Consider the following 13,751-nt stretch of genomic DNA (forward strand, 5'->3'; position numbering starts at 1 on the left):
CCTGGCACTGATAGCTGAAATTCACGGAACGGATCGAGCAGTAGCTGAGGCGGCCAAACGATTTTCAAAACAGCTGCCCAGGCGTTATCGGCAGTTTATGTTTGACATCATGAACAGCCCTTCGCCGCTTCGCCATGTAAGGCTATTCATTAGCACCCTGCCAGAGGATCTCTTTGATCCGCCAGGCCAGTTCAAAGGTGAAGAATAAGGAATTAGGCCCGTTACAAACCTGTTGGGAAATAGGCCTACACATTATTAAATTCGATCTTGCCCAAGTCGTTCCACGCGTATTTGCCAGGGGCTTTGACGAGCACAATCTGCAAGTTTCTTATCAGGAATTTCCAATTTGGAACGCAGTGCGTACCGAATTGAGCTGGACTTATTTTCTGCTTACAAAAAGATGCGTCGGCTGCTCATTCCCATTAAGGATGGGAATGAGCAGCTCTTTGCCAGCAAATACAAATTGTTGCTTCCTAATGAAGACAAGTTACGAGCAGAGCTTGATCGGTTTAGCAACGGTAGTTGGGTTAAAAAGGGGAAAAGAAGGCCTTTCCTTTGCCTTATCTTTATAGGCGGCTTATCTCCATCGGTTTGATATGCCATGGCAGCAGGGAGTGCCCCCTCGATAGACTTCAATGTTGCCAAGATCTAGGCGACTCTGAACACGTTTGTAGGGGGTAACGGGTAAGCTGGAAGGAACGAGAGAAGAACCAGAGTACAATGTACAGCCTGTACCTCTATTGATCCAATGTCCTTTTAGAAAGTACATTCTCTACATTGTAATACCAGCCCACATAAACGTATAACCCTTTAGCCTCCCCCTGATAGACACCTCCCACGAGCCTTTTTCCTTCCTTTTTCCTTTTCTTTTCCTTGATCTTTCCTTCTTTAGGAGCGGCTGGTTGGGGAGAGGGCTTTTTGATGTATAAGATGTACGGCTGGTATTATGGATGTATAGAATGTACAAAGTGGTGATCGGGTATGAGTACTTGTCCCCTGTCACCTGACTTGTAGTGAGAGGTGTTTGGTCTCTTTGGGGCCTAGCTACACACATACCTATTTTGCTGGCATGGACCGCCTTGCATATGAGTGTACATGTTACCCTCTCACCTGATCGTTATTTCAGGGATGAACATGACTGCGCGTATCCTGGCTGTTTCACTTATCAGCCTTGGCCTCCTGGCCGCCTGCGATTCTGACTCCGCCTCGCTTCCGCAAAGCAACGTTTTGATACCTGAACAGGTGCAGGCTATTGCTCAAGGAATTGAACAAAAATACCCAAACCTCTCTAGTGCCAAGCAAAAGGAAGTTCTGGCGCTTGCGATACGCTCCATCGATGAGATGATCTTTGTTGAGGGCGGCGAGTTTGAAATGGGTGACTTTGGCTGGATCTGTGATTTTGACCCCGCTCAGAAATGCGACTGGCCGTGTGGGGAGGAGCCAGAGAACCTCTGTCCTATTACACCCGATAGAGATAATCCGCTTCATCAGGTCAAGCTGGACAGCTATTACCTGGCTAGCAAGAAAACGACTCTCAAAGATTTTGATCTCTTCAGAGAAGTCCATGGTCTCGAGATTTTTGATAAGACACTGCGTAAGCGTGAGGATTTGAAGGATTACTATCTCCCTACAAATCCAGCGCCTACCAAAGACTGGCAACAGGCCAAGGACTACTGCAACTGGATTAGCGAGCTCAGCGGCTATCCGGTCGACTTACCTACAGAAGCACAGTGGGAATTTGCAGCGCGAAACAGAGGGGAAAAGATTCTTTACCCAACCAATGATGGTACGCTGCAAATTGGAAAGAATTTTCCTGACCGCAATGCCCAACAGGGGCAATCTTCAATGCCAACGCTTGTAGACAGCTATCCGCCTAATGCCTTGGGCCTGTATATGGCCGCAGGAAGCGCTACCGAGTGGATCAATGACTGGTACAGCGAAAGTTACTACGCTGAGTCACCTGTGTTGAACCCTAAGGGACCTAAGATGGGCCTTGAAAAAGTTATTCGGGGGTTTCCTGCTGAAGATTCACCATGGGCCTCCGCTTTTACTGTAATGCGGAAAAAAACTCGTGCTGAAGGGCACGATTTCTATCCGACCCAAAGTTTCAGATGCTCATTGCAGTCCAGTAAAAAGCTTTAAAAGCCAAGTGCATTTGCCTGAGTATTATTATTCCAATGTCTGCACGCCATGACTGATCGCTATCCCGGTTTCAACGTTTATGCCTCCTCTGGCGCCTTGAAATTCGAGCTTGCAACGAATCGATCGAGCGAGCCGGTCATCAGTGTGGATGGCGCTAACAAGTCAGGTGATGGCTACGACTGGGGCCACAAACTTACCTTTCAGGTAACGCCTCGGGAAACCACGCTTTTCATGTGTGCTGTGACCGGACTGGTACCCGAGTTCGAGGCTAGAAACCATGGTGAGGATCGCTCCAAGTCATTGCTGCTGCAGAACCAGCCAGAGCGCGGTATGTTGCTGCTCAGGATGCAGGCGCCAGGGCGCTCCATCATCGTGCCGATTACGCCGGATAAGGCCTTTGAGCTGGGCTGCCTTGCGATGCGGGTACTCTCCTCACAGGTTGGGCTTGACCCTGCCACCTGCTTTTCAATGCTCAGAATGACAGCGGCTCGGCTCTATCAGCAGAAAAGCTGAAGATATCAGCTAGGCTTAATAAGAATTTTCTCCCTCAGATGCATTGCAGATGAACCTTTCATTCGGTAAACGCAAGATGCTTTCCCAGGGCCTGCGCAAAGTTGGCGTAGCGGGCATTTCCATTGGCATCATCAGTCCGTTGTTTGCAAGCCAGCTTGCTGAATTCGGTCTTGCCTCGTATTGGCTTTCGGGCCTGGCGCTGGCATTAGGGCTGGTAGCATGGATAGCAGGGATAGCGCTTACGCCTTCTGCGAAATAGGTCTAAACAGAACTGTTAAAGCTTTTTGTGTTCGCGGCGATAACTTTAATATCCACGAGGTCTCGTGCGAATGATCCGGTACATCGTTCAGAGATTCTTTTGCCCCCTGCAAAAGGTTCAAGCGGCTCTCAGTCCTGAGTTGAGGCCATTAACTCTAGAACATCATCCGGCAAGGTCATGACAAAGACCTTCATATGGCGTAGCGGTGAGCGGCTGCTCATGATCTCGAACATGTGCTGACGGTAACGCCGGGGCAATACCTTCGAAAACCGCTTTGCGGCGTCTGCCACCGCCTTGTCTGATCCGTGGATTTCGGCTACTAGGGGAGGACACAGGATTCGGAAAAAATCGGGCGCTAAGGCAATTCACTCGTTGTTGCGGAACACCAACGGCCGAAATTGTCCATTGTCGCTCTTCCGACTCTGACGCCAGACGTAATCCCCGGTCAGATTGATGTGTTCCCAGCCCAAGGGCGACAAATATTGCAGCATGTCGTCCTTGGGCAGCTTGCCTGACTCGCGCAAAGCCTGCGTGGCCCGCTCTAGGTACACGGTGTTCCAGAGCACAATGGCCCCCGTCACCAGATTCAGGCCGCTGGCACGATACCGCTGCTGTTCAAAGCTCCGGTCCAGAATTTCGCCCAGCCGGTGGATGAAGACTGCCCTGGCCAGCGCGTTGCGCGCCTCCCCTTTGTTCAGTCCCGCATGGACGCGCCGGCGTAGCTCGACGCTTTGGAGCCAGTCCAGAATGAACAGCGTGCGCTCGATGCGGCCAAGTTCACGCAGCGCGATCGCCAGACCGTTCTGGCGCGGATAATTGCCGAGCTTGCGCAGCATGAGCGATGCGGTGACAGTGCCATGCTTGATTGACGCCGCTAGGCGCAGGATTTCGTCCCAATGCGCGCGCAAGTGCTTGATGTTCAGAGTACCGCCGATCATGGATTTCAAACCTGGATAGTCCGCAACAGCGCCTGGAATGTACAGCTTCGTGTCGCCGAAGTCGCGAATGCGCGGCGCGAAGCGAAAGCCCAGCGTATGCATCAGCGCGAACACGTGGTCCGTGAAGCCGGCGGTGTCCGTGTAGTGCTCCTCGATGCGCAGGTCTGATTCGTGATAAAGCAATCCATCGAGCACATAGGTCGAATCCCTGACGCCGACGTTGACCATCCTGGTGCTGAACGGAGCATAGTTGTCGGCGATGTGCGTGTAGATCATCTTTCCCGGTTCGGCGCCGTACTTCGGGTTGATGTGTCCGGTACTTTCGGCCCGGCCGGCCGCGCGGAAGCGCTGGCCATCCGATGATGACGTGGTGCCGTCTCCCCAGTTGGCGGCAAACGCGTGACAGGATTGAACGTTGACGAGTTCGGCCAAGCCGGCCGAATAGGTTTCGTCACGGATGTGCCAGGCCTGTAACCATGACAGCTTGGAATAGGTCGCGCCGGGGCTCGATTCCGCCATCTTGGTCAGGCCGAGGTTGATGGCGTCGGCATGAATCGCCGACAGCAGCAGTGTCCTGTCCTTGGCCTGCTCGCCGTTTTTCAGATGGACGAAGTGACGGGTGAATCCGGTCCAGTCGTCGACGTCCATCAGCAGCTCCGTGATCTTGATGCGTGGCAGCATCGCGCTGGTGAGGTCGATCAGTGCTTGGGCCGACTCGGGAACCACCGCATCCTGCGGGCTGATTTTGAGGCCAGTGTCGGTAATGATGGCGTCCGGCAGTTCATTGGCCAGGGCAAACCGGTTGACCGTGGCCAGTTGCTGGTTCAGCAGCATTACGCGTTCGAGCAAGTACTGGTCGAGGTCAGGGTTGATTGCAATGGGCAGGGTGCGGGCCTGTCTGAGTTCGCTGAATTTTTCCGGTGGCAGCAAATACTCCTCGAAATCCCGGAACTGGCGCGAGCCCTGCACCCAAATATCGCCGGAGCGCAGGGCGTTCTTCAGCTCGGACAGTGCGCATATCTCATAGAAGCGGCGGTCGATGCCATCGCTGGTGATGACGAGCGGTTTCCAACGGGCTTTGACGAATGTGATGGTCGCGCCTTCCGGTACCTTGCGCGCTCCGGTCGCGTTCATCTCGCGCACGACGTTGATGGCGTCGAGTACCGCTTGTGCTGCGGGCGCCGCCTTGAGCTTGAGCACGTCGAGAAATTCGGGCGTATAGCGACGCAATGTGCTGTACTGCTCTTCGATCAGTTGGAGATGGTCAAATGTTGCGGGCCGAGCGAGCTGGGTGGCCTCGGTGACGCTTTGTTCAAATTCAGTCCACGGCAGCACGGACTCGATCGCGGCATAGGGGTCGCCGCCGGATTCTTTGGCTTTGACAAGCGCACGGCCAATTTTCGAATACAGACGTACCTTGTCGTTGATCGCCTTGCCTTGCTTTTGGAACTGCTCCTGGTGCTTGTTCTTGGCGACGCTGAACATCTTGACCATGATGCGGTCGTGCAGGTCGACCAGTTCGTCCGTCACGGTGGCCATGCCCTCGATGGCCAGTGCTGCCAGTGTGGCGTAGCGCCGCTCGTCCTCAAATCTGGCAAGGTCACTCGGTTGCATCTGGGCGCCTTCACGCGCAATCTTCAGCAGACGGTTTTGGTGAATATGCCGGCCCAGTCCCTCCGGCAGGGCGAGCGACTGGAAGATTTTGAGGCGCGCGATATGCTCCCGCACGTAGCGGGAATTCGGTTTGCGTGGTGACTGACGCAACCATACGAGCCAGGTGATTTTTATGTCCGGCGCAACATTAAGTAGGTTATCCAGCCCGCTCCGGTGGTGTCGTTCCAGCGGCTCGTTCAACGTCCGATAGATGCGCCTGTTGGCCCGCGTCACAGCTTCCGCGCAAGCACGCTCAATGACCGATAGAGTCGGCAAAATAATGCGTTTCTGCCTCAGCATTTGCAAGGCATGGCTTGCGAGCACGATGCCTTTATCAGTCTGCATGGCAAGGTCAACCAAACTGTGCGCCAGCGTCCGAAAATCCGTTAAGCCGAACGGTAACAATCCGAGATAAGCGCGCAACTCATGCAAATGCTCATTCCGCGTTTTTTCGCGCACCCCGTATTCCTGCCAAGTGGCGGCATCGCTTCGTACCTGGCGGGCGACCCATTGAATGACCGTATCCGGCACCGGCATGTCGCCAGCCAGCGCATAGCCAGGGTAGCGCAGCAGGCACAATTGGACGGCGAAGCCGATTCGGTTGGCATCGCCGCGGCGCTGCCGGATCATGGACAAATCGGACTCGGTGAAGCTGTAATGCTGAATCAGGTCGTCTTCGGCCTCCGGGAGTGCCAACAGGCTCTCCCGTTCCGATGCGGAAAGTACCGAGCGACGCGCCATACGTTACGTCATCCTGGCGGCATATAGACACCTCATGTCGGCCCCGCTCCGCCAATTCGCGCAATGGTTTCAATCAGCGTGGTTCGCTTGACCCCAAAGGTTCGGCAGACAGCCGCCTTGGACATGCCGTCGCGCAGTGCTGCAAGAATGGACTCCAATTTTTCGCCGGTAATTGACGGCGGGCGGCCACCAACACGACCGCGCCGACGCGCTGCGGCAAGTCCGGCGGTCACGCGTTCCTTGGTCAACGCCCGCTCGAACTGGGCCAGCGCGCCGAAAACATGGAACAGCAGTTCGCCGGAAGCTGTCGTCGTGTCCATTCCTTCGGTGAGTGACCGAAAGGCGACCTGCTTGTCTTTGAGCGTGTTTACGATGGAAAGTAGGTGCGGCAATGAGCGGCCGAGCCGATCTAGCTTCCAGACGACAAGCACATCACCAGGCCGCAAGAATTCAAGTGCCTGAGCCAAGCCTGGCCGATCATCCTTGGGACCGGACGCACGGTCTTCATAAAGATGCCGGACATCGACGCCCGCCGTCTGCAGCGCGTCGCGCTGCAGGTTGGTGTTTTGGCGGTCCGACTCGGACGAAACCCGCATGTATCCGACAAGCATGTACGGAAAACCCATAAAAGATGATTGTGGTACGCTACACCATTACGACATAGGTTTCCGTACACTTTTCATTCCTTGGCGTGTAAGACCGAGATATCGCCTGTCAAGCCGTCGGAAAACATATGTTTTCCGACGGGCCGCTTTCGGGCCCAAAAGCAGCCGTTCACAAGGAGACTTCAAAGTCTCGGTCTAATCGGTCTACATCGTTCGGAAGTAGCTAAGCGCCTGCGCGGTCGGGTTGAACAATCGGTCGGTGTTGTCATTTCTACCTCTGGGCGCAGCTGTCTAGACTACCCTGCTGTTCGACCTCAACGATCCGCGCACACTCGGGCCGGCGCTCTGCGGTGTTGATCGGCGCAACACCCTTACCGGCTACCTGTCGACTCTTGGACCCGGTACGCCGATCTGGCTGCTGCTGGTGCCATATCTCGTTCTTAAAGTCGCTGAGCGCAAAGCTGAAGTCGGGCGTGTTGTGCCCGGCATCGTCATCGGCAAGGATTGCCCGGCTCAGCTCGTCCCGCTTGGCGCCCGATACGATATGCACCTGCCACGGCTGAGTATTGCAGTTGGAGGGCGCGAGCTGCGCGTCCTCCAGCACGGCGCGAAGCACCTCATCGGGCACTTCGTCAGGCAGGAAGCTCCGCACTGAATGCCGCTCTCGCAGGACATCGTGAAACAGCTTTGGCTCAGGCACGTGAATAACTCCGTTCTTGTATTCGGGCAGGCAGAGTTCGCCCTATTGTTGCTTTGTGACGACCGGGTGGCCCAATGCCTCCAGCGTCCGGCGAAGGTCAGCCAGTCCAGCTTCCGTGAGCTGGCAGGCGGTTCGGATCTTCCCACTGATTGCACGGACATCCGTTTCGATGTCCCGGCTCCTGGCCGTCAGGTCGATCAGCACACGTCGCTCATCACTGACGTCCCGGGTGCGGGTCACCATTCCGGAGGTTTGTAACCGCTTCAGAAGCGGGGTAAGCGTTCCTGTCTCCATTCCGAGACGATCACCCAGTTCGCCTACCGTAAGTGGGGAGAGCTTCAGTAGTTCGAGGATGACGAGATATTGGGGAAAGGTGAGCCCCAATGGCCTGAGGAACGGCTTGTGCAAGCGCGCGACCCGATTGGCCGCTCCGTAAAGGGCGAAGGAAAGCTGTGCCCCGACCCCGTCCTGATCAGGCTCCATGAGGGTCAAAGCGAGGATGCGGTGATCCATAAAACTGACGCAGCGACTTGGGATCGAATCCAGGAAGATCCGACACGCCGTAGCGCTCGCCCAACTCAGCCCCGATGACGGTCTTGCCACTCAGCTTCATCATGTACGGATCGTCCCAGATGGCACCGATCACCCGTCCCTCGTAACGCGGGCTCTCCATGCCCATCCCTGCGAACAACTCCTTCTTCTCGCCAAGTACCTCGTCCCCGCGTTCGGTCCGGATGAAGCCGGGCCAAAGCGAGATCGCGGCGACGTTGCGGGAAGCGAAGTCCTCCGACCATGAGGCTGCCAATTGGTCCAGCCCGGCCTTTGCCGCGTAATAGGCTGGATCGTGGATTTTGGCATCGCTGTAGAAGGAGATGTTGACGACCAGGCCACGCCCTGCTGCCACCAGCAGTGGCGCCGCGTAATAGGTCGCGACCTGATGGCAGCGAAGTCCGACGTTGATGATGTCGGCAAACTGGACCGGCGCTTCCCAGAAGGGACGCTTGCCCATCTCGTCGTGCAACGAAGCTGCATTGTTAACCAGGATGTCCAGGCGGCCGCTCTCCTCGCGCACCTGCTCGAACAGGGCACGGATGTCATCGTCTACAGACATGTCGCAGGCCACAGCGATGCCTCGCCCACCGGCCGCCGTAACCTCGGCTGCCGCCTCATGGATCGAGCCGGGGACCGGCTTGCCGCCTGCCGACACCTGACTGCCGCTGACGGTGGTCCGACCGACAACGTATACGGTCGCTCCGCGCTGCCCAAGTTCCAGCGCGATGCCCTTGCCCAAGCCCCGGCTTGCGCCGGTAATGACAGCTACCAGTGTCTCTACGTTCGCCATGGCAAATCCTTTCTCTCTCATCTTCATCACCGCCCGGATTGTATCGCGGGTGGTTCGATCATTCGATATTGTATCGTACGCTACATATTATATGTATTATAGCGGACGGTAAGCAATAACTTGGTTGCCGCGATGCCGGACCGGACGACGATCCATCGGCATCGATTTGAACCTCACGCAGGCCTGACAAGGGCCAGAACCTGAGAACAACGATGGCAGGAAAGCTCGCGAGCAAGATCGCACTTGTAACGGGTGCCGCACAGGGGATTGGCGCCGCTGCGGCCATACGCATGGCGGCCGAGGGAGCCATGGTCTTCGTCGCCGATATTCATGAAGGGGGCGCACGCGACATCGTCGAAAAGATTACCGATGCGGGTGGCCAAGCAGCCTTTGTCGCACTCGATGTGACGCAGGAAGACGCGTGGGCGAAAGCTATCGACGAGGTTCGCTCGACCCATGGGGCGCTGCATGTCCTGATAAACAACGCCGGGATAGGGCTCGCCTCGCCGCTGACCGAAACCGACTACGCCACGTGGCGCAAGATCTTCGCGATCAACGTGGACGGCATGTTCCTGGGCATGAAGCATGCCATGCCGCTCATTAAGCAGAGCGGCGGAGGCAGCGTGATCAACCTGTCGTCCGCGGCGGCGATGAAGCCGTATGAAAACATGGCCGCCTATTGCGGTACCAAGGCGGCTATCGCGCAGATCACCAAGGTTGCGGCGATGGAGGGCGCGAAAGACGGCATTCGCGTCAACTCGCTGCACCCCGGCATGATCGCGACGCCTGCGTGGGATCGCCTCGGCAATCTCAAGGGGGGTGACTTCGCAGACAAGCTCGATCTCGACGCCATGGCCAAAGAAACGGTGCCGCTTGGCTATGTCGGGGTTCCCGACGACATCGCCAATGCGGTGATCTACCTCGCCTCGGACGACGGCCGCTACATGACCGGCCATCAGATGGTCGTCGATGGCGGCCAGACCCTGCTATGACAGCGCGTCCGCTCGCTCTGCTCATACAGCCCTCAATCAATAGAAAATGGAGTATCTAATTATGAAAATCGGTATTCTCGGCGCAGGAAACATCGGCGCGACACTTGCCAACAAGCTCGCTGCTGCCGGTCACGAGGTGACGGTAGCGCACTCGGGAAGCCCTGACACCATCCCGGCCAAAGCGACAGACACGGGCGCCCGCCCGGTCACCGTAGAAGAGGTGTTACAGGACGTGGAGGTCGCCATCCTCTCGATGCCGCAGACGGCATTCGAGAAGGTGAAGCCGCTGGTTGCCGCATTGCCCGAAGACGTGGTGGTGATCGATACCTCCAATTACTTCCCGCAGCGCGATGGTGAAATCGCGGCGATCGAAGCTGGTCAGGTCGAAAGCGAGTGGGTTCAGGAGACCCTTGGACGTCCGATCACCAAGGCTTGGAACGCCGTTGGCGCCAATGTTCTCGCCGACAAGGGCCGGCCATCAGGCGACCCGGAGCGCGGCGCAGTCCCGATCTCGGGTGATCGCTCACGCGACCGGGAAGTCGCGATCGCGCTGGTCAACGACACCGGCTTCGACGGCTTCGACGCTGGACCGCTTGCGGATTCCTGGCGTCAGCAGCCCGGTTCGCCCGTCTACTGCACGAACCTTGCCCTCCACGAGATTGCGCCGGCCCTTGCTGCTGCTGAGCGGGATCGTCTTGCCGATCGTCGCAATCTAGCTGTCGCAGTCTTCGCGGAACGCTTTGGCGCCGGGATCAACCCTGACGCCGATACCATCATCCGGATCAGCCGCGCGCTGCAGATGTGACGCCGTCGGCCTGATCTCATGATGGCCATACGGCCGATCGAACAACTTGAAGAAAGGACCAAGCCGTGAAGGTGGGTATCTTGGGAACGGGCTTCATGGGCAAGCAGCTCGCAAGCAGGCTTGCTGCGGCGGGCCATGCTGTGAAGGCCGCCAATTCGCGTGGAGCGGAGACTGTCCCTGCCGAGGCGCTGACGACCGGGGCCACGGCGGCAAATGCCGAGGATGCGGTGCGCGACGTGGACGTCGTCATCCTGGCGATGCCCCACCCGGGGTTCGCAAAGATCAGGGAGCTGATCGCCACGCTGCCCGAGGAGGTCGTGGTGATCGACATCTCCAACTACTTCCCCGGCCGCGATCCCGAGAATCCGGAGCTTGAGGCTGGAAAGGCCGAAAGCGAATGGACCCGGGACTATTTCGGCCGGCCTATCGCCAAGGCCTGGAATTCGATCGGCATGGCCTCTTTCGAAAGTCAAGGTCGTCCCAAAGGCACCCCCGGCCGTGTTGCGCTCCCGGTTTCTGGCGACCGGGAGCGCGATCGTGAAGCCGCCATCAAGCTGGTGGAGGACACTGGCTTCGACGGATACGACGCGGGCACGTTAGCTGAGTCTTGGCGCCAACAGCCGGGTTCGCCGGTCTATATTACTGATCTGACCCGCGATGAGATGGGGCCGGCGCTGGCTGCCGCGGAACGCGAACGCCTCCCTGCAAGGCGCGACCTCTCAGCGCAGGTCTTTGCAGAACGGGTCGGCGAACGAGCGTCGCCGGATGCAGAGACGGTTGTCCGGATTGCGCGAGCCTTGTTCATGTGAACGGCGGGACCTATCGCAGGAACGGGACATCCGTCTGACCAAGCAGCATGCAAGGTCTGCTCCTAGCCCTAGGGCTCTAGGAACGCCGTTGACCGGCTTCCTGCCCATCGAGGCTACGCCGGTGCGGCGAGCCCGTCCTCGAGCGCCTCCCCCCTCCTGCCACGCACTTTAAACCCGGCTTGTACGCCGGGTATTCCCTTCTGAAAGGACGACCATCTTGAGCATTTTGGACCGTATGGATTCCACATCGTCTCAATCGAAATGCGAAGCTGATCGGCCGGAAAATACCCGTTAGCTAACCCAACAACTATTCGATATCCCGGATCAGCGCTTTTCGAGGGGAGGACCCCGGGGACGGGTCAGTTCGCCCGCTGGCTTTCTCAAACGTCGCCGAGATCGCCGGGCAGGCTGGCATCGCCGCCTGATGAGGCGAGCCAGCGGCTTTACGGCTGTGGCCCAGTGCTTTCATCGGTCGCAAGGGCAAGGCCCTCACGTCGTGCTGCGGCTTGGCCGCGCCACCGCGTCACTGGGCTGTTCGAATACCATCCTTTATTGACCTATGAGGGAACTCAAGATGACTCCAGCAGAGTTTGTGACGCATTGGCGGATGGAAAAAGATGACTTGCTTGCGCTATTCATGGGGACCGGAAGTAAAACCTTGGTCTCTCAAAAAATCTCATCGATGGGCCTTACCGAACAGCAGACCATCGCACTGCGCGACGTCCTGAACCTGGCTCTAACGGACACGTTTTATACCTTGCTACGTGGTCTCGATGGAGCATCAAGCATCGGTGGTGTCCAACATGGTTATCGTGTGCTTGATGAGGACGGCGATCTGATTTGCGGCGATGGTTGCGTCATAGCTGAAGCCTACGCCCAGTTACAGGCAGACAACTAGCGAACGGCTGTTATGGGTCTATTGTGGTGAAAAACTCGGCAAAGTTGAACTGTGGATAGAAACCCTGCAGGGCTCGACTTGTCAGAACGGCCCGTATTGAACGATCTTGGGGATGTTGGACCTTTGGGGCGTCCCAAAACTGTTGCCGCCCGACTTTTTCACCATAATAGGTCGAAAGCGGTCCTTCAATGAAGGACCCGTTGCCTTAGCGCCCGATTTTTTCCGAATCCTGTGTTTTTCCCTACTAGCGCCAGCGCCACGATCGCATCATAGAAACGCATAGTTCTAGTCCGCCAAGCTTATAATCTCTTGAACATTAGCTTCGGCCTTTTTGCTTAGATCCAAAATCCGAGTATGAACACCTGTCACGTAAGATGATGGCTTCAGGTCTATGTATTCGCATAGAGCCTTGGTAGCTTTTGTGAGATGTTTGAGGGTCAGCACAGCGCTTTTGAGGCGTGGGATATCATCTAAGGTTAAAACTTCATTCAGATTCATGAAGTCATCCACCAGCTCAGATTGGGACTTGGCAAGCGCCTCCCATTGAGAAAGCGTAGTTACGACCTTGTCCCTAGATGTCGCATCGTTATTAGATAAAATCTCATTCAGATGTCCCTTAAGGCTCGTAAAGTCCGTATCAAACCCTGTCTTCATCTTGCTCAACCTCATATAGAACACGTTTACTAAGAATAGTAGAACACTGAATTCTCCTAGTTGGCGCAAATAAAATGCATGCTTTCTTGACGCCCAGATGTCGTGTCTTGCAGAAAGTCTGCAAGACAGGCAGTGACACGCGTTATTGCCTTGGGCAGTATGCAAGCGTAATTCAACACTACTAGGTAAAGGGGACGTCATGTCTGATGATCAGCGTTCAACCTACGAGCAGAATCTGTCCTTCATCAAGGCCAACGTTGAGCGTCTGCAGCGCGGAGAGGTCTCCATCGACGAGTTGGAAACTCTGACCGCCCAGATGAACCAGGCCTTCAAATTCTGCGAAGATCGACTGGCCAAAACACGGCTTGCTGTAGCCGAGACCATGAAGCAGTCAGCGCCTGCCGCCGAGTGTTGAATTGACTGCTCCCCGCCCTGAAGGACGGGGATTCCCAATTCACTGCGAACAGGACACAGGCTCTTGACCTGTGCCGCTTATATTCGCTCCAAGGGCTAACACGGCCAGCCCGGCCGCTTTGATATTAAGCGCGGCATTCACGTCGCGGTCATGCTGTGCTTTGCATTGAGGGCAAACCCAAGAGCGGACACTAAGCGGCATTAGGTCCATTACAAACCCACAGCCGGAACAACGCTTTGAGCTGGGAAACCAGCGGTCTATGGCGACCACTTGCCGGCCTGCCCA

Annotated in this window: 18 protein-coding genes; 10 read left to right on the forward strand and 8 right to left on the reverse strand. The window is 56.5% G+C overall.

The features are described 5' to 3' along the window. From IQ22_RS23470 to IQ22_RS22330, 5 genes are all read left to right on the forward strand, one after another. The coding region (locus IQ22_RS23470; protein WP_145146017.1) for a DUF7740 domain-containing protein at nucleotides 1–208 on the forward strand (208 nt) is incomplete at its 5' end. A 138-nt stretch (nucleotides 209–346) separates the two neighbouring features. Next, a complete protein-coding gene (locus IQ22_RS23250; protein WP_158635481.1) occupies nucleotides 347–595 on the forward strand; it encodes a hypothetical protein in 249 nt (82 codons plus the stop codon). Nucleotides 596–1,134: 539 nt separating this feature from the next. Then, a complete protein-coding gene (locus IQ22_RS22320; RefSeq protein WP_145146018.1) occupies nucleotides 1,135–2,142 on the forward strand; it encodes a formylglycine-generating enzyme family protein in 1,008 nt (335 codons plus the stop codon). 48 nt (nucleotides 2,143–2,190) lie between these two features. After that, complete coding sequence (locus tag IQ22_RS22325; RefSeq protein WP_145146019.1) at nucleotides 2,191–2,655, forward strand: hypothetical protein; 465 nt, start codon at nucleotides 2,191–2,193, stop codon at nucleotides 2,653–2,655. A gap of 49 nt (nucleotides 2,656–2,704) precedes the next feature. After that, a complete protein-coding gene (locus tag IQ22_RS22330; protein WP_145146020.1) occupies nucleotides 2,705–2,914 on the forward strand; it encodes a hypothetical protein in 210 nt (69 codons plus the stop codon). Between the two features lie 128 nt (nucleotides 2,915–3,042). Here the strand turns inward: IQ22_RS22330 and IQ22_RS23255 are convergent, their stop codons facing one another. The 6 genes from IQ22_RS23255 to IQ22_RS22355 all read right to left on the reverse strand — a co-directional run bounded on the left by IQ22_RS23255 (nucleotide 3,043) and on the right by IQ22_RS22355 (nucleotide 8,893). Then, nucleotides 3,043–3,279 carry a DUF7740 domain-containing protein gene (locus IQ22_RS23255; RefSeq protein WP_483247343.1) on the reverse strand — a complete coding sequence of 79 codons (237 nt, stop codon included), beginning with the start codon at nucleotides 3,277–3,279 and terminating at the stop codon, nucleotides 3,043–3,045. After that, nucleotides 3,280–6,246 (reverse strand): Tn3 family transposase, encoded by a 2,967-nt coding sequence (locus IQ22_RS22335; RefSeq protein ID WP_145146021.1) that lies wholly within the window; start codon nucleotides 6,244–6,246, stop codon nucleotides 3,280–3,282. A gap of 32 nt (nucleotides 6,247–6,278) precedes the next feature. Next, a complete protein-coding gene (locus IQ22_RS22340) occupies nucleotides 6,279–6,857 on the reverse strand; it encodes a recombinase family protein (protein ID WP_145146022.1) in 579 nt (192 codons plus the stop codon). Nucleotides 6,858–7,122: 265 nt separating this feature from the next. Then, the gene (locus IQ22_RS22345; protein WP_145146023.1) at nucleotides 7,123–7,551 is read right to left on the reverse strand and encodes a nitroreductase family protein; all 429 of its coding nucleotides are present in this window, start codon (nucleotides 7,549–7,551) and stop codon (nucleotides 7,123–7,125) included. A 42-nt stretch (nucleotides 7,552–7,593) separates the two neighbouring features. Then, nucleotides 7,594–8,064, reverse strand: a complete 471-nt coding sequence (locus IQ22_RS22350) for a MarR family winged helix-turn-helix transcriptional regulator (protein WP_244309391.1) — start codon at nucleotides 8,062–8,064, stop codon at nucleotides 7,594–7,596. Further along, the gene (locus tag IQ22_RS22355) at nucleotides 8,024–8,893 is read right to left on the reverse strand and encodes an SDR family NAD(P)-dependent oxidoreductase (RefSeq protein ID WP_145146024.1); all 870 of its coding nucleotides are present in this window, start codon (nucleotides 8,891–8,893) and stop codon (nucleotides 8,024–8,026) included. The genes IQ22_RS22350 and IQ22_RS22355 overlap by 41 nt, the downstream gene beginning before the upstream one ends. 212 nt (nucleotides 8,894–9,105) lie before the next feature. On the opposite strand from IQ22_RS22355, the gene IQ22_RS22360 reads away from it, so the two are divergent. The 4 genes from IQ22_RS22360 (at nucleotide 9,106) to IQ22_RS22375 (ending at nucleotide 12,397) form a co-directional block, all read left to right on the forward strand. Further along, nucleotides 9,106–9,885: an SDR family NAD(P)-dependent oxidoreductase gene (locus IQ22_RS22360; RefSeq protein WP_145146025.1), complete on the forward strand. Its 780-nt coding sequence runs from the start codon at nucleotides 9,106–9,108 to the stop codon at nucleotides 9,883–9,885. A gap of 61 nt (nucleotides 9,886–9,946) precedes the next feature. Further along, nucleotides 9,947–10,690, forward strand: coding sequence for an NADPH-dependent F420 reductase (locus tag IQ22_RS22365; protein WP_145146026.1), 744 nt, complete (start codon nucleotides 9,947–9,949; stop codon nucleotides 10,688–10,690). Nucleotides 10,691–10,755: 65 nt separating this feature from the next. Beyond that, the gene (locus tag IQ22_RS22370) at nucleotides 10,756–11,499 is read left to right on the forward strand and encodes an NADPH-dependent F420 reductase (RefSeq protein ID WP_145146027.1); all 744 of its coding nucleotides are present in this window, start codon (nucleotides 10,756–10,758) and stop codon (nucleotides 11,497–11,499) included. 574 nt (nucleotides 11,500–12,073) lie between these two features. After that, entirely contained in the window at nucleotides 12,074–12,397 is a 324-nt protein-coding gene (locus IQ22_RS22375; protein WP_145146028.1) for a hypothetical protein, read from the forward strand. Nucleotides 12,398–12,682: 285 nt separating this feature from the next. Here the strand turns inward: IQ22_RS22375 and IQ22_RS22380 are convergent, their stop codons facing one another. Then, on the reverse strand, nucleotides 12,683–13,051 hold the full coding sequence (locus IQ22_RS22380; protein WP_145146029.1) for a hypothetical protein: 369 nt from the start codon (nucleotides 13,049–13,051) through the stop codon (nucleotides 12,683–12,685). Between the two features lie 199 nt (nucleotides 13,052–13,250). Between IQ22_RS22380 and IQ22_RS22385 the strand changes: the two genes are divergently transcribed. Continuing rightward, on the forward strand, nucleotides 13,251–13,466 hold the full coding sequence (locus IQ22_RS22385) for an exodeoxyribonuclease VII small subunit (protein WP_019364507.1): 216 nt from the start codon (nucleotides 13,251–13,253) through the stop codon (nucleotides 13,464–13,466). A 39-nt stretch (nucleotides 13,467–13,505) separates the two neighbouring features. On the opposite strand, the gene IQ22_RS22390 is transcribed toward IQ22_RS22385, so the two are convergent. After that, nucleotides 13,506–13,751: zinc ribbon domain-containing protein (locus IQ22_RS22390; protein WP_145146030.1), on the reverse strand; the 246-nt coding region annotated here is incomplete at its 5' end.

The organism is Pseudomonas duriflava (assembly GCF_007830155.1).
Lineage (GTDB): Bacteria > Pseudomonadota > Gammaproteobacteria > Pseudomonadales > Pseudomonadaceae > Chryseomonas > Chryseomonas duriflava.

What these genes read in the sequence shown, in the direction of transcription:
- IQ22_RS22320 (WP_145146018.1), top strand. Translation starts at nt 1,135, where the DNA reads ATGACTGCGCGTATCCTGGCTGTTTCACTTATCAGCCTTGGCCTCCTG.
- IQ22_RS22325 (WP_145146019.1), top strand. Translation starts at nt 2,191, where the DNA reads ATGACTGATCGCTATCCCGGTTTCAACGTTTATGCCTCCTCTGGCGCC.
- IQ22_RS22330 (WP_145146020.1), top strand. Translation starts at nt 2,705, where the DNA reads ATGAACCTTTCATTCGGTAAACGCAAGATGCTTTCCCAGGGCCTGCGC.
- IQ22_RS22335 (WP_145146021.1), bottom strand. Translation starts at nt 6,246, where the DNA reads ATGGCGCGTCGCTCGGTACTTTCCGCATCGGAACGGGAGAGCCTGTTG.
- IQ22_RS22340 (WP_145146022.1), bottom strand. Translation starts at nt 6,857, where the DNA reads ATGCTTGTCGGATACATGCGGGTTTCGTCCGAGTCGGACCGCCAAAAC.
- IQ22_RS22350 (WP_244309391.1), bottom strand. Translation starts at nt 8,064, where the DNA reads ATGGATCACCGCATCCTCGCTTTGACCCTCATGGAGCCTGATCAGGAC.
- IQ22_RS22355 (WP_145146024.1), bottom strand. Translation starts at nt 8,893, where the DNA reads ATGGCGAACGTAGAGACACTGGTAGCTGTCATTACCGGCGCAAGCCGG.
- IQ22_RS22360 (WP_145146025.1), top strand. Translation starts at nt 9,106, where the DNA reads ATGGCAGGAAAGCTCGCGAGCAAGATCGCACTTGTAACGGGTGCCGCA.
- IQ22_RS22365 (WP_145146026.1), top strand. Translation starts at nt 9,947, where the DNA reads ATGAAAATCGGTATTCTCGGCGCAGGAAACATCGGCGCGACACTTGCC.
- IQ22_RS22375 (WP_145146028.1), top strand. Translation starts at nt 12,074, where the DNA reads ATGACTCCAGCAGAGTTTGTGACGCATTGGCGGATGGAAAAAGATGAC.
- IQ22_RS22380 (WP_145146029.1), bottom strand. Translation starts at nt 13,051, where the DNA reads ATGAAGACAGGGTTTGATACGGACTTTACGAGCCTTAAGGGACATCTG.
- IQ22_RS22385 (WP_019364507.1), top strand. Translation starts at nt 13,251, where the DNA reads ATGTCTGATGATCAGCGTTCAACCTACGAGCAGAATCTGTCCTTCATC.